General features: G+C 62.2%; 13 protein-coding genes. 11 read left to right on the top strand and 2 right to left on the bottom strand.

From position 1 onward, the window contains the following. Positions 1-7 precede the first annotated feature (7 nt). The gene (locus GGD57_RS22935) at positions 8-439 is read left to right on the top strand and encodes a hypothetical protein (protein ID WP_246713721.1); all 432 of its coding nucleotides are present in this window, start codon (positions 8-10) and stop codon (positions 437-439) included. A gap of 19 nt (positions 440-458) precedes the next feature. Beyond that, the gene (exoR, locus tag GGD57_RS22930) at positions 459-1262 is read left to right on the top strand and encodes an exopolysaccharide production regulator ExoR (protein ID WP_184472547.1); all 804 of its coding nucleotides are present in this window, start codon (positions 459-461) and stop codon (positions 1260-1262) included. A 15-nt stretch (positions 1263-1277) separates the two neighbouring features. On the opposite strand, the gene xth is transcribed toward exoR, so the two are convergent. Together xth and erpA are read right to left on the bottom strand one after the other, a co-directional pair. Further along, positions 1278-2069 (bottom strand): exodeoxyribonuclease III, encoded by a 792-nt coding sequence (xth, locus tag GGD57_RS22925; RefSeq protein ID WP_184472546.1) that lies wholly within the window; start codon positions 2067-2069, stop codon positions 1278-1280. A 195-nt stretch (positions 2070-2264) separates the two neighbouring features. Then, on the bottom strand, positions 2265-2597 hold the full coding sequence (gene erpA, locus GGD57_RS22920) for an iron-sulfur cluster insertion protein ErpA (RefSeq protein ID WP_010068483.1): 333 nt from the start codon (positions 2595-2597) through the stop codon (positions 2265-2267). 223 nt (positions 2598-2820) lie between these two features. Here erpA and GGD57_RS22915 point away from each other — a divergent pair, with 223 nt between their 5' ends. The 9 genes from GGD57_RS22915 (at position 2821) to tatC (ending at position 13763) form a co-directional block, all read left to right on the top strand. Continuing rightward, complete coding sequence (locus GGD57_RS22915) at positions 2821-4038, top strand: deoxyguanosinetriphosphate triphosphohydrolase (protein ID WP_184472545.1); 1218 nt, start codon at positions 2821-2823, stop codon at positions 4036-4038. 63 nt (positions 4039-4101) lie between these two features. Beyond that, entirely contained in the window at positions 4102-5859 is a 1758-nt protein-coding gene (gene argS, locus GGD57_RS22910; RefSeq protein WP_184472544.1) for an arginine--tRNA ligase, read from the top strand. Between the two features lie 61 nt (positions 5860-5920). Further along, entirely contained in the window at positions 5921-9190 is a 3270-nt protein-coding gene (locus GGD57_RS22905; protein WP_184472543.1) for an SPOR domain-containing protein, read from the top strand. 114 nt (positions 9191-9304) lie between these two features. Next, the gene (gene nagZ / locus GGD57_RS22900; RefSeq protein WP_184472542.1) at positions 9305-10318 is read left to right on the top strand and encodes a beta-N-acetylhexosaminidase; all 1014 of its coding nucleotides are present in this window, start codon (positions 9305-9307) and stop codon (positions 10316-10318) included. Between the two features lie 18 nt (positions 10319-10336). Continuing rightward, the gene (locus tag GGD57_RS22895; protein WP_184472541.1) at positions 10337-11194 is read left to right on the top strand and encodes a segregation/condensation protein A; all 858 of its coding nucleotides are present in this window, start codon (positions 10337-10339) and stop codon (positions 11192-11194) included. Continuing rightward, positions 11191-11904 carry an SMC-Scp complex subunit ScpB gene (scpB, locus tag GGD57_RS22890; RefSeq protein WP_184472540.1) on the top strand — a complete coding sequence of 238 codons (714 nt, stop codon included), beginning with the start codon at positions 11191-11193 and terminating at the stop codon, positions 11902-11904. Before GGD57_RS22895 ends, scpB begins: the two co-directional genes overlap by 4 nt. 183 nt (positions 11905-12087) lie before the next feature. After that, complete coding sequence (locus GGD57_RS22885; protein ID WP_064709192.1) at positions 12088-12279, top strand: twin-arginine translocase TatA/TatE family subunit; 192 nt, start codon at positions 12088-12090, stop codon at positions 12277-12279. A 51-nt stretch (positions 12280-12330) separates the two neighbouring features. Beyond that, positions 12331-12939 carry a Sec-independent protein translocase protein TatB gene (gene tatB, locus GGD57_RS22880; RefSeq protein WP_184472539.1) on the top strand — a complete coding sequence of 203 codons (609 nt, stop codon included), beginning with the start codon at positions 12331-12333 and terminating at the stop codon, positions 12937-12939. Then, positions 12936-13763, top strand: coding sequence for a twin-arginine translocase subunit TatC (gene tatC, locus GGD57_RS22875; RefSeq protein WP_097614082.1), 828 nt, complete (start codon positions 12936-12938; stop codon positions 13761-13763). The genes tatB and tatC overlap by 4 nt, the downstream gene beginning before the upstream one ends. The last annotated feature ends 8 nt before the right edge of the window (positions 13764-13771 follow it).

The raw sequence follows: 13771 nt of genomic DNA, 5'->3' as shown, positions 1-13771 counted from the left end.
GTGCGATATGATTGGCAACAATCGTTTGTCGGCGGTCGTTTCGCTTTCCGCACAAGGCTGTTCCAGCCACCGATCCGGCCTCGCGGCGATGCCCTCGAGCCGTTCATCGTTGCGGTTTTCGCTCCGCTCGAATGAGCGGATGGGCCTTGCCGAAGATGTCGATACCGGTTTCGTCACATTTGCTGTTTACGAATGCGATAAAGGCGGGAAGGCGGATGCCGCACCTGCTGAAAGAGTGCCACGGAGATTGCAGTCGGGCCATGCCGGGAGCTGGGTGGTTCTGAAAGATGCGCTGAAAATGCGGCCTTTGAGAAAAGGCCAGTGGGCTGGATGCGACGCGGGCAAAGGAGCCATCGAGCTCGCCGCGGGATCGCTCGCCTCGACGAAATACATCCGCGGAATGCATGGCGCGAGCGCCGCTGCTTCCTGCCTGCGATGAACGAAAGAAATCGGTTGAAATGGTGACGTCCGAGTTCAAACTGTTCAAATTCATGCTGATGGGCATGTCTATGGCCGTGACGCTGGCACTGTCCGGTCCGGCCCGCGCCTTCGATATCAAGGCGCCCGTCAGCAAGGAATCCGGCCCCTTCGATCTCTTCAAGTTCGGCTTCAAAGCCTATAAGAACGGCCAGAAGGAAGAGGCGGTCGAAGCCTACAAATACGCCGCCGAAAAGGGGCATACCGGCTCGCGCTGGGCGCTCGCCAATATGTATGCCGATGGCGACGGCGTCACGCAGGATGATTTCGAAGCCTTCAAGATTTACAGCGAGATCGCCCAGCAGGGCGTCGAGCCCGGTTCGGAAGATACCGGCTTCTTCGTCAATGCGCTGCTGTCGCTTGCCAATTATTACAAACACGGCATTTCGGGCAGTCCGGTCCGGATCGACCTCGGCCAGGCGCGCCAGCTTTATTTTCAGGTGGCCTCCACCTTTGGCGTCCCCGAGGCGCAGTTCCAGCTGGCGCAGATGATGCTGGCCGGCGAGGGCGGCAATGCCAGCCCGCAGCAGGCGAAGAAATGGCTGAACCAGGCCCGCAAGAGCGGTCATCCCGGCGCCATGGCGGTCTTCGGCAATATTCTTTTCGACGAAGGCCAGACGGCTCGCGGCCTGGCGATGATGACGGCGGCGCTCGACCGCTGCAAGCCCAAGGATTGCAGCTGGATGGAAGCGCTGCAGGAACAGGCCTTCTCGGTTGCCAACGAGGCCGACCGCCGCACGGCGGTATCCCTCTCGCACAGCATCGCCAGCGGCTCTGACGATTAAGGCTGAGCGGAAGCCTCAGGCCGCGAAATCGAAATAGGCGACGACCGGCACGTGGTCGGACGGCTTTTCCCACGCCCGCACATGTTTTTCGATTGCAGCCGACGTCATGCGGTCGGCGGCCTCAGGCGACAGCAGCAGATGGTCGATGCGGATGCCGTTGTTCTTCGGCCAGGCGCCGGCCTGATAATCCCAGAAGGAATAGAATTGCGTCGCATCGGTCGTCGCGCGCACCGCATCCGTCAGCCCGAGATTTTCGAGCCGGCGGAACGCCTCCCGCGTCTGTGGCAGAAACAGCGCGTCGTTTTCCCAGACCTTGGGATCGAAGCAGTCGTGCGGCTCCGGGATGACATTGTAATCGCCGGCAAGCACCAGCATTTCTTCATAGGCCAGCCGCTCGGCGGCAAACGTCCGCAGGCGCTCCATCCAGGCGAGCTTGTAGGGATATTTCTCCGTGTCGACGGGATTGCCGTTCGGCAGGTAGAGGCAGCAGACGCGCAGGATGCGCGTGTCGGGCAGCGTGAACACCGCTTCGATGAAGCGCGACTGTTCGTCGAGCGGATCGCCGGGCAGGCCGCGGTTCACTTCGGAAGGGGAACTCTTGGACAGGATCGCCACGCCGTTGAAACCCTTCTGGCCGTGCGTCTCGACGTGATAGCCGAGCGCCTCGATCTCCAGCCTGGGAAAGCCTTCGTCGACTGTCTTGATCTCCTGGAGGCAGACGATATCCGGATCGGAATCCTTCAGCCATTGCGTGAGATTGTCGATGCGCGCCTTGACGCCGTTGATGTTCCAGGTCGCGATCTTCATGGCTCTGTCCCGTTCGTGACGACATTACAAAGTGCGTGAAAACAAAGAGATAGAGCATTTTCGTGATTCGAAGAAAAACGAAAATATTCTAGTGGCCTCTTGTATCGCGGTATTTCGCCGGGGGACAAGACGATAAACCGGCCGGAAGCAGTTCTTCGGCCGGTTCGATGGGGACAATGTCAAAGGTTCAGATCTTCAGATCGAGAAACTGGTGCCGCAACCGCAGCTTGCCACCGCATTCGGGTTCTTGATCTGGAAGGATTGGCCGAGCAGATTGTCGACGAAGTCGATCTCGGAGCCCGCCATGTAGACGAGCGAAAGGCTGTCGATCAGCACTTTGGCATTGTTCTTTTCGACGACGACGTCGTCGTCACCGGCGCCCTCGGCAAGATCGAACTTGTAGGAAAAGCCCGAACAGCCGCCGCCTTCGACGGAAACGCGCAGTGCGCTCTTGCCGGCCTCGGCGCCGACGATCGCAGCGATACGCTTTGCTGCGGCATCTGAAAGGGTTACACTCGTATCCGTCATGTTTCCTCCTGCCGGGGTCAAGATCCGGAGAGAATGGGTTTTGGCACTTAAATGTTCAAATGCCTGATATCAAACAAACTTATCATGATCTTCGCTAAAAGGCCACGATGCGCCGAGGCGATTGGAAAAGCACCTCTTTGCCGTTTGATCGGGCTATAGGTATGAAGAGCGCAAAGCGGCGTCAATGGGCAGATGCGGCAACATTGCAGGATGACGGTGAAGAATGACGATCGATAGGCGTGCTCTAGGTTTCGGCAGCGGTGAAAGGGCGGTCTATGCGGCCGACCCCTGGACGTCGCGCGGACGGCTCTATCAGGAGGACGGCAGCCCGACGCGCTCCGATTTCCAGCGCGACCGCGACCGCATCGTCCATACCACCGCCTTCCGCCGGCTGAAGCACAAGACTCAGGTCTTCATCGCCCAGGACGGTGATCACTACCGCACCCGGCTGACGCATACGATCGAGGTGGCGCAGATTGCCCGCGCGCTTGCCCGCGCCCTGAGGCTTGACGAGGACCTGGCCGAAGGCGTGGCGCTTGTGCATGATTTCGGCCACACGCCGTTCGGTCATACCGGTGAGGACGCGCTGCACGAGGTGCTGCTGCCCTATGGCGGTTTCGACCACAATGCCCAATCGCTGCGCATCGTGACCAAGCTGGAGCGGCGTTATGCCGAATTCGACGGCATCAACCTGACATGGGAAAGCCTCGAAGGCCTCGTCAAACACAATGGTCCGCTGCTGACGCCGGAGGGTGTGGGCACGCGCGGCCCTGTTCCGCAGCCGATCCTCGATTATTGCGAACTGCACGATCTCGAACTTGCAACCTATGCCAGTCTGGAGGCCCAGGTCGCGGCCATCGCCGACGACATCGCCTACAACACCCATGACATCGACGACGGCCTGCGCTCCGGCTACCTGACTTTCGACATGCTGGAGGAAATTCCGTTTCTGGCCGGGTTGATGGCCGAGGTGAGGGCGCGATACCCGCATCTGGAGCCGAGCCGCTTCACCCATGAAATCATGCGCCGGCAGATCACCCGCATGGTCGAAGACGTCATCGCAGTGGCGCAGGAGCGCCTTTCCCTGCTGCGCCCTGAAAGCGCAGCCGACATCCGCGGCGCCGACCAGGTCATCGCCACCTTTTCCGAAAAGATGGCCGAAACCGACAGGCAGATCAAGGCGATGCTGTTCAAACGCATCTATCGCAATCCCGATATCATGCGCATCCGCGCCGGTGCGGCCCGGATCGTCACCGATCTCTTTGCCGCCTACATGGCCAATCCCAAAGAGATGCAGAGCCATTACTGGGTCGATCATATCGCCGGTCTCGCCGATGCGCCGAAAGCCCGCCATGTCGGCGATTATCTTGCCGGCATGACCGATACCTACGCGATCAGTGCCCACAGGCGCTTGTTTGACCACACTCCGGATTTGCGATAGGCAGCGGTCGCCCGCCGAGGCCTGATTTGAGCCTTTGGCACAGCCTATGCATGGAAGAGTGCGATGAACGTTTTTACCGACTTCGAAACCAGGATCAAAACCGCCCTTGAACAGATCGATCTGGTCAGGGAAAAGCGATCCGAACTCGATTTCGGCCGCATCGCCGTCGAGCCGCCGCGTGACGCGAGCCATGGCGACGTTGCGACCAACGCCGCAATGGTCTTGGCAAAACCGCTCGGAACCAACCCGCGCGCGCTGGCCGACATCATCATTGCCAAGCTCCGGGAGGATGCCGACGTCGCCGATGTTTCGGTCGCGGGCCCCGGTTTCATCAACATTCGTCTGTCTGTCGGCTACTGGCAGCGGCTGCTCGCTTCGATGATCGGCGCAGGCACCGACTACGGCCGCTCGACGCTCGGCGAGGGCCGGAAGGTCAACGTCGAATATGTCTCGGCCAATCCGACCGGCCCGATGCATGTCGGCCATTGCCGCGGTGCCGTCGTCGGCGATGCGCTCGCCAACCTGCTCGCCTTTGCCGGCTACGGCGTCGAGAAGGAATATTACATCAACGACGCCGGCTCGCAGATCGACGTGCTCGCCCGTTCCGTCTTCCTGCGCTATCGCGAAGCGCTCGGCGAAAAGATCGGCGAAATCCCCTCGGGTCTTTACCCGGGTGACTATCTCGTGCCCGTCGGGCAGTCGCTGGCCGCCGATTACGGCGTGCGGCTGCACAACATGCCGGAAGACCAATGGATGCCGATCGTCAAGGACCGCACCATCGACGCGATGATGGTGATGATCCGCGAAGACCTGGCGGCGCTGAACGTCCATCACGACATCTTCTTCTCCGAACGCACCCTGCATGCCAATGGCGCAGCCGCCATCCGCACGGCGATCAACGACCTGACCTTCAAGGGCTATGTCTACAAGGGCACGCTGCCGCCGCCGAAGGGCCAGTTGCCTGAGGATTGGGAGGATCGTGAACAGACGCTGTTCCGCTCGACCGAGGTGGGCGACGATATGGACCGGCCGCTGATCAAGTCGGACGGCTCCTACACCTATTTCGCGGCCGACGTCGCCTACTTCAAGAACAAGTTCGATCGCGGTTTCGACGAGATGATTTATGTGCTCGGCGCCGACCATGGCGGCTACGTCAAGCGCCTGGAAGCGGTTGCGCGCGGCGTTTCCGAAGGTAAGGCAAAGCTGACGGTGCTGCTCTGCCAGCTCGTCAAGCTCTATCGTAATGGCGAGCCGGTGAAGATGTCGAAACGGTCGGGCGATTTCGTCACGCTTCGGGACGTCGTCGAGGAAGTCGGCCGTGATTCGGTCCGGTTCATGATGCTTTACCGCAAGAATTCCGAGCCGCTCGACTTCGATTTCGCCAAAGTGACGGAACAGTCGAAAGATAATCCGGTTTTTTACGTGCAATATGCGCATGCCCGCTGCATGTCGGTCTTCCGGCAGGCGAGGGAGGCTTTTCCCGACCTCGAAGTTTCGCCCGCCGAACTCGCGAAAACCGTTGCTGGCATTGGCGATCCGGCCGAATTGCAGCTCGTCGCCAAGCTTGCTGAATTCCCGCGTGTGGTCGAGGCGGCAGCCCAGTCGCAGGAGCCGCATCGCCTCGCTTTTTACCTCTACGACCTCGCCAGTTCCTTCCACGCGCACTGGAACAAAGGTAAAGATCAGCCGGAATTACGATTTGTTAATGATAAAAACCGAGAATCAAGTATTGCCAGACTTGGGCTGGTGTACGCCGTCGCGTCGGTTTTGAAGTCGGGACTTGCCATTACAGGCACTGCCGCACCGGACGAAATGCGATAACGTCACCATTTCCCCACAATGCGCTGGCATCTCAGAGTTGGCGTTTGCGAGTGGGATAGGCATGGCTGATAAACAACTTGCGTATGATACGCGCGGAAAAGACGATCTGTTTGCCGACGATGATCCGTTGGCCGAACTTGCCCGTATCGTCGGCTTCGAGCCGCGTGTTGCAGCAAATACGGTGACCGAAGCACGGCGCGAGCCTGCCCTCGATCTCGAAGACGAGCTTGGGCGCGAGTTTGACCGTTACGATTCACCACGTCCGCTCGCAGAGCTCGATCGCCCCGCCGAGCCGATCTCTGACGACGTCGTTCCTGAAGATTACATCGAGCCCGCGCTCGATGTCTCTCCCGCTGCCGAGGTAGAGATTCCCGAGCCGGTTTCGTCAGTCTCTGCCGAGGCTGAGGAAGTCGTTCTGCCCGACGCAGGCAACTGGGATGCGCCCGCCGTCGACCATGTGGCTTGGCCGCAGCAGCTTGCCGTCGAGCCCGCCGAGGCGCCAGTGCAGTCGGCCTTCGGCGGTGCACGCGACCTGATCGAGGAACTTGAGCTGTCGATCGGCACTGCTCCGGTCTCGTCGCTGCCGCAGCCCGCCAAGGCGCCGCAATGGTCGGCCGCCAGCATCAGGCTGCCGCTTGCCAATTTCCACGCCGCAAAACGCGAGGAAGCGGTTGTTCCGCCGGTGTCGGTGGCTGAAGCTGTCGCAGCAGCGCCGGTGGCGGAAGCGCCGCCCGTCGAGCTTGCCGCTGCAAAGCCGCAGCCGGTGATCGAGCCGTCCGCCCCCGTCGTCGAGCAATTGGCCTCCGTCGTCAGTGTCGAGCCGTCTGAGGAATTCGAATCCGCATCTCCGTCGCTTGGCTTTCCTGCCGAGCTCGATCGCCACGACGAGGTGATCGCGTCGGAAGAACCGGCCGAGGCCGAGGACTTCGTCGAAATCGAAGACGTGCTGGAAGATTTCGGATCCGATGCCGGTTTCGATCTCATTGCCGCCGCCGTCGAAGGCGAGATCCAGGCCGATGCCGCGCTGACCGAGGTCGTACCGGAGATTCCTCACACTGCCGGCACTTTCGATCTTGACGATCTGCTCGCCGACGTCTCGCGTTATCCGGTGCCGCAACGCGCCAATCCGGCTCCCGTTTCGCCGCAGGCCGAATTGGTGGACGCAGCGCCGGTTGCTGCCGCCGCATTCGTCGAGCCGCAAGTGATTGCGCCCGCACCGGTCGCCGCTGCTTCCGTTCGGCCTGTGCCGGTCGAGCCGGCTCCGGTCTATGCTGCCGAAGCTGCAAGGCCGGTCGCACCGCAGCTTGCCGAGGTCATTGCACCTCAGCCTGCCGCACCGGCATATTCGCGGGCGCCGCAACCCGTAGCGGAAGCCGCCGACGACCCCTTCGCCGGTCATGATTTCGAGCTGGATCTTGCCGGCATCGAGCTGGAGCTTGCCGATCTCGATTTCTCCGAACCGCCCGAGCTGACAGCGTCTGAGCCCGCGCCGCAGCCGGAGCCGCCGGTGCGTGCTTCCCAGCAGGCCGCGGCCGCCGCGACTCGCTCTGCCCCGGTTTTTGTGCCTGAGCCGCAAGTTCCGGCTTTCCAACCGGCGGCTTCCGCCCCTGTGCGGCCTGCTCCGGCCCTTGCTGCCGCGCCGCAGGTGCCGACTCCCGCTCCGGCTCCGGCCTTCAACTGGGCGGCACCGGTCTCGGACTCCACCGAGGACCTGCCGTTTGATCCGGCGATGATCTCCGATCCGGAGGAACGTCCTGAAACGGTCGAGGACATGCATGTGCCGGCGCTGCCGCCGGTCGAGCAGCCCGCACCGGTCGCAAAAGCTCAGGATCTGGATTTCGATCTCGACGCGGAGATCGCGAGTTTCTTCGAACCGGCCAAGCCGCGGGAAAACCCGGCCCCGGCCAGGGATACGGCCGCCGCCGCGGCAAAGCCGGTCAAGCCCACCATCGCCGATGGCCTCGATGATTTCGAGCGGGCGCTGGAGGAGGATTTCCGCCGCAGCGTGCGCGAGCCCGTCGAGCGCCGCGAGACCTCCGAGGTCCGGATTGAATCGGCAAGCCAGGCGGCTGATTTCAGCCGCGCCCGGTCGATGCGCCGGCTGCTGGCCGGAACCGTCGTACTCGTGGTCTTTGCCGGCGTCGGTTATGGCGTCTATTCCTCCGTCTGGAACGGCGAGGGGCTCGGCATCGTCGCATCCGGCGAGCCGCGCGTGATCGTTGCCGACAAGGACCCGGTCAAGGTCGTTCCGGAAAATCCCGGCGGCAAGACCGTGCCGAACCAGGATAAGGCCGTCTACGATCGTGTTGCGGGTTCTGCCGAGGAGCCGAAGCAGAAGGCGCTGGTTTCTTCCGACGAGGCCCCGGTTGATGTCGTCCAGCGCACGCTGACACCGGAATCGCTGCCTGAGGACGACGAGAACGCCAACCCAGGCGATCAGGTCTCACCGACCGCGGTCGGTGAAACGGAGGATCCGCGTCTGCTGCCGAACCAGGGCAATGCCGACACCGCTCCCGCAAGCGATGCCGACAAGACGCCGTCCGTTTCGCCACGCAAGGTTCGCACGATGATCGTCAAGCCTGACGGCACCCTGGTCGCCCGTGAGGAACCGGAGCCCGCCGACCAGCCGACGCCTGCCTTGGCGACACCCTCTGCCCAGGCGACGCAGTCTGCCCAGGCGACAACGTCTGCCCAGGCGACGCCATCTGCCCAAGCGACGCCGCCGTTGACGGCCCGCTCGACCCCGTCCGTGCCTCCGGTCGCTGGAACGGCCGCAAGCTTCCCGTCAAACGCCGAGGTTGCTTCCGCCGATGCGCGTTCTGCAGCGCCTGCCCAGCCGCTTGCAGCTGACGCCGACACGCAGGCTGCAAATCCCGCCCCGGTCGATCCGGCGGTGCGCCCGGTCAAGACCACGGCGATCACCGATACCGCTCCGATCCCGACCGCCCGGCCGACCGACCAGCCCGTCAACGTCGTCGGCACCGTGACCGAGAAGGGCAATGTCCGCCCAACCGCGCAACAGCCGAAGACGACGGAGGTCGCAGCCGCAACGCCAGCCGCCGCCAAGCCGCAGCAGGCCGCGTCTGCCGGCGGCTACGGCATCCAGATCGCCTCGCTGCCATCGGAAGACGAAGCGAACAAATCCTACGCCAGCCTGTCGAAGAAATTTGCCGGCGTGCTGAGCGGCCGCGCTCATGAGATCCGCAGGGCCGATGTCGCCGGCAAGGGGATCTTCTACCGTGTCCGTATCCCGGCCGGCTCCAAGGACGAAGCCGCAGCGCTTTGCGAACAGTATCGCGCGGCAGGTGGAAGCTGCTTGATCTCCAAGTAGCATCGGGTCTTTGATTGATTTAACGAGCGGCGGGCCGGATCGGTCCGCCGCTCTTTTTTGTGCATCGCGCCTAGCCTCGCTCGCATTTGGCGGGCCGCTGTCTATGATTCTCATATGACCGAATCAAAAGCGATGATCCTTGGCTGCAGCGGCCTAGCCCTCACATCCGAAGAGAAAGCCTTCTATCGGGGCGAGCGACCCTGGGGCTTCATTCTCTTTGGGCGCAACATCTCCGAAGCAGGGCAGATCACCGATCTTGTCGCCGAACTGCGCGACAGTGTCGGCTGGCATGCGCCGGTGCTGATCGACCAGGAGGGCGGCCGCGTCCAGCGCATCCGTCCGCCGGTTTTTGCCCGTTATCCCTCGGGCCAGGCGCTCGGCGATCTTTATCGCCGCGACCCGGCGCTCGGCCTGCGCGCCGCCTGGGTGATGTCGCGGCTGCACGCCTTCGATCTTTCGCGCCTCGGCATCGATGTCGATTGCCTGCCGGTGCTCGATGTGCCGGTCGAGGGCAGCAGCAACGTCATCGGCGACCGTGCCTATGGCGGCGATCCCGAGACCGTCATCGCCATGGGCCGGGCGGCTGCCGAAGGGCTGAAGGCCGGCGGTCTGCTGCCTGTCATGAAACATATGCCCGGCCACGGCCGCGGCTTTGCCGATTCACATCTGGAACTGCCTGTCGTCACCGTTTCCCGCGATGAGCTGGAGGCCCATGATTTCCCGCCCTTCGTCGCGATGAAGGACGAGCTGATGGCAATGACCTGCCACGTCGTCTTCACATCGATCGACCCCGACAATCCGGCGACGACCTCGCGCAAGGTGATTGACGGCGTCATCCGCGAGCATATCGGTTTTACCGGTCTGCTGCTCTCCGACGACAGCTCGATGAATGCTCTTTCCGGCACGATCGGCGAACGCGCGGCGAATATCATTGCAGGCGGATGCGATATCGTGCTGCATTGCAATGGCCATATGGACGAGATGCTGGATGTCGTGGCAAATGTTCCCCCGCTGGCCGGCGCTTCGCTTGCCCGCGCGAAAGCGGTGGAAGCTGGCTTCTCAGCGCCGGATGCCGCCGATGAAGCGGAATTGAGGGCGGAATTCGAAGCGATGTTTGCGACGGTCTGATCGCAGAGGAGCAGGGTGGTGAACACGGTCAAGGGCACGGAACGTCCGCAGGCGGCAACGCCGATGGACAAGCTGTGGCAGGATAATAGTGCCGAGCGCGCCAGCCACGAGCCGGCGCTGGTGATCGATGTCGCCGGTTTCGAAGGTCCGCTCGACCTGTTGCTCTATCTTGCCCGCAATCAGAAGGTCGACCTGTCGCGCATTTCCGTGCTGGCGCTCGCCGAACAATATCTGCAATTCGTCGAAAGCGCCCGGCGTATCCGCATCGAGCTGGCCGCCGATTATCTCGTCATGGCGGCTTGGCTCGCCTATCTCAAGTCGCGGCTGCTCATTCCCCAGCAGATCAAGGATGACGGTCCGTCGGGCGAGGAGATGGCGGCGACGCTCGCCTTCCGGCTGAAACGCCTCGAAGCCATGCGCCAGGCGGCAGAAGGCCTGGTCAACCGCAACCGCCTCGGCCGCGACATTTTCGTGCGCGGTGCGCCCGAGCATATTCCCGACCGGCAGCAATCCGCTTATGCGGCAAGCCTCTACGATCTTCTGACCGCCTATGCGGCGCTGCGCCAGCGCAATGCCGTCACCCAGGTGACGATCGAGAGGCGCAATGTCTGGTCGCTGACGGATGCCCGCGAACTGCTGACACAGATGATCGGCGAGGTCGGCGACTGGACGGCGATGGAGCATTATCTGCTGCGTTATCTCGCAGCGCCCGAAGAACGCGTCACGGCGATCGCCAGCGCTTTTGCCGCCTCGCTGGAGCTGGTGCGCGAGGGCAAGCTTGAAATCCGCCAGGACGGCGCCTTTCAGCCGATATACATGCGCCGCGGTCCCAAACACGCCACGCTGCAGGTGGTGGAGCAGGAGCAGCCGGCTTGATCGATCCAAAGAGCGAAGAGGATTTCGAGGACGATTTCGAAAAGAGGAGCCGCGATCTGCAGGTTGAGATCGAGGCGGAGCGCATCGCCGAGGCACTGGTCTTCGCCTCCTCGCAACCGGTCTCGGAAGGTTTCCTCGCCGAGCGCCTGCCTGTAAAGACAGATGTGCACGCAATCATGCTGCGCCTGAAGGAGCAATATGCGCCGCGCGGCGTCAACCTCGTGCAGGTCGAGGGCGCCTGGGCCTTCCGCACCGCCGCCGATCTCTCCTTCGTCATCCGCCGCGACGACAACGAGGTGAAGAAGCTGTCGCGCGCCGCACTGGAAGTGCTGGCGATCATCGCCTATCACCAGCCGGTGACGCGGGCCGAGATCGAGGATATCCGCGGCGTTCAGACCTCGCGCGGCACGCTCGACGTGCTGATGGAAGCCGGCTGGGTACGGTTTCGTGGCCGCCGGCGCACGCCGGGCCGGCCGGTGACATTGGGCACGACACGCGATTTTCTCGATCATTTCGGGCTCGAAGAGCTGCGCGATCTGCCCGGTCTCGAAGAGTTGAAGGGAGCGGGCTTGCTGTCGGGCCGGATTCCGGCAAACTTCAATATTCCCTCACCGATGAACGACGAATTGACCGAGGACGAGGACCCGATCACCCAGATGGATCTGGAAGAGCTGGGGTTGCTGGCGCCGCGCGGCGCATCCGAAGATTGAGGGGCTTGCGTCTTGCTTTTGCCACGCATGGCGAAAACAATGGGGGCCACCACTTTTCGGCAGGTCAATGGCTTGTCACAAAGGGCGATACCGTGACATTAAGCGCAGTTCAAAAGGCTTGATGTTGGAAACGGTGTTAGAAATCCTTACATCGTGGGAACAACGAAACAGGGAGTTAGGGTAATGGGTTCTTTTAGCATGTGGCACTGGTTGATCGTTCTGGTCATCGTGCTGTTGTTGTTCGGTCGCGGCAAGATTCCGGAACTGATGGGCGACGTTGCCAAGGGCATCAAAAGCTTCAAGAAGGGCATGACGGACGAAGACGCGCCGGAGACGGCAAAGACCGTCGATCACAAGGCCGACGAAACGAAGTAAACAAGTCCGGGAAAAAGCGCAGCCCCCGCGCTTCCCGTCCAGGAGCCTTGCATGTTCGATATAGGCTGGACCGAGCTTTTGGTCATCGCGGTCGTGCTGATCGTCGTTGTCGGTCCCAAGGATTTGCCGCCGATGCTGCGCGCTTTCGGCAAGATGACGCAGCGCGCCCGCAAGGTCGCGGGTGAATTTCGTGCGCAGTTCGACGAAGCGTTGCGCGAAGCCGAGCTTGACGACGTCCGCCAGACCATCAGCGACGCCCAGAAGCTCAACCCGGTCAACAGCCTGCGCGAGGCGATGAACCCGCTTCGCCAGATGGGCAACGAGATCAAGGCCGATCTGCAGAAGGCGTCCGCCGCTCCGGAAAATAAGACCGAAGTGCCACCGGCTGCCGTTTCGGCCCCGACGCCGTCGATGAGCCTGCCGGAAACGCCGCCTTTGGTGCCGACGCCTGTGCAGCTTGAGCCAGCCGCAGCGATTGTTCGGGCCGATACAGTTGCCGCCAAGCCGAAGGCTGTTCGCAAGCCGCGCGTCAAAGCCGCTGACAAGGTCGATGCCGCGGCCGCTGTCGCCGTGCCGGTGGAAAAGCCCAAGCGCACGACGGCGGTGAGGAAGCCTGCAACGCCGAAGAAGCCGGCGCAGACAGAGAAGGACGAGGCATGAGCGGTGATATCGAAGACAAGCCGCAGCCGCTGATCGAGCACCTGATGGAGCTGCGCACGCGACTGATCTGGTCGATCGGCGCGTTTTTCGTCGCCTTCATCGCATGCTTCTTTTTTGCCAAGCATCTCTTCAACTATCTGGTCATTCCCTACAAAACCGCCGTGGAATGGGCCCATCTCGACGTCGAAAAAGCCCAGCTCATCTACACCGCGCCGCAGGAATTCTTCTTCACCCAGGTCAAGGTGGCGATGTTCGGCGGTCTTGTGGTCGCATTCCCGATCATTGCCGCCCAGGTCTACAAATTCGTGGCGCCGGGTCTCTACAAGAACGAGCGTCAGGCCTTCCTGCCGTTCCTGATCGCTTCGCCGGTCCTGTTCCTGATGGGCGCCGCGCTCGTCTATTTCTTCTTCACGCCGATGGTCATGTGGTTCTTCCTGTCGATGCAGCAGGCGCCCGGTCATGACGAAGTGGCGATCTCGCTGATGCCGAAGGTCTCGGAATATCTGAGCCTGATCATGACGCTGGTCTTCTCCTTCGGCCTCGTCTTCCAGCTGCCCGTCATCACCACGCTGCTTGCCCGCGTCGGCCTGCTGACATCGCAATGGCTCGCCGAAAAGCGCAAATTCGCCATCGTGCTTGCCTTCGTCGTCGCCGCCGTGCTGACGCCGCCGGACCCGATGTCCCAGATCGGCCTTGCGATACCGACGATCCTTCTCTACGAGATTTCCATTCATGCGGCGCGACTCGTGGAGCGCCAGCGTGCTCGGCAGGCGCTCGAAAAGGAAACCGAATCCGCGGACGTTGCCAAGACGGACAGCGTCTGAGGCGATCC

Origin of the sequence: Rhizobium esperanzae, from assembly GCF_014197615.1 — a bacterium.
GTDB classification, from domain to species: domain Bacteria; phylum Pseudomonadota; class Alphaproteobacteria; order Rhizobiales; family Rhizobiaceae; genus Rhizobium; species Rhizobium esperanzae_A.
The sequence above is the reverse complement of the archived record's forward strand: the minus strand, read 5'-3'. Positions and strand labels throughout refer to the sequence as shown.

What these genes read in the sequence shown, in the direction of transcription:
- GGD57_RS22935 (WP_246713721.1), top strand. Translation starts at nt 8, where the DNA reads ATGATTGGCAACAATCGTTTGTCGGCGGTCGTTTCGCTTTCCGCACAA.
- exoR (WP_184472547.1), top strand. Translation starts at nt 459, where the DNA reads ATGGTGACGTCCGAGTTCAAACTGTTCAAATTCATGCTGATGGGCATG.
- xth (WP_184472546.1), bottom strand. Translation starts at nt 2,069, where the DNA reads ATGAAGATCGCGACCTGGAACATCAACGGCGTCAAGGCGCGCATCGAC.
- erpA (WP_010068483.1), bottom strand. Translation starts at nt 2,597, where the DNA reads ATGACGGATACGAGTGTAACCCTTTCAGATGCCGCAGCAAAGCGTATC.
- GGD57_RS22915 (WP_184472545.1), top strand. Translation starts at nt 2,821, where the DNA reads ATGACGATCGATAGGCGTGCTCTAGGTTTCGGCAGCGGTGAAAGGGCG.
- argS (WP_184472544.1), top strand. Translation starts at nt 4,102, where the DNA reads ATGAACGTTTTTACCGACTTCGAAACCAGGATCAAAACCGCCCTTGAA.
- GGD57_RS22905 (WP_184472543.1), top strand. Translation starts at nt 5,921, where the DNA reads ATGGCTGATAAACAACTTGCGTATGATACGCGCGGAAAAGACGATCTG.
- nagZ (WP_184472542.1), top strand. Translation starts at nt 9,305, where the DNA reads ATGACCGAATCAAAAGCGATGATCCTTGGCTGCAGCGGCCTAGCCCTC.
- GGD57_RS22885 (WP_064709192.1), top strand. Translation starts at nt 12,088, where the DNA reads ATGGGTTCTTTTAGCATGTGGCACTGGTTGATCGTTCTGGTCATCGTG.
- tatB (WP_184472539.1), top strand. Translation starts at nt 12,331, where the DNA reads ATGTTCGATATAGGCTGGACCGAGCTTTTGGTCATCGCGGTCGTGCTG.
- tatC (WP_097614082.1), top strand. Translation starts at nt 12,936, where the DNA reads ATGAGCGGTGATATCGAAGACAAGCCGCAGCCGCTGATCGAGCACCTG.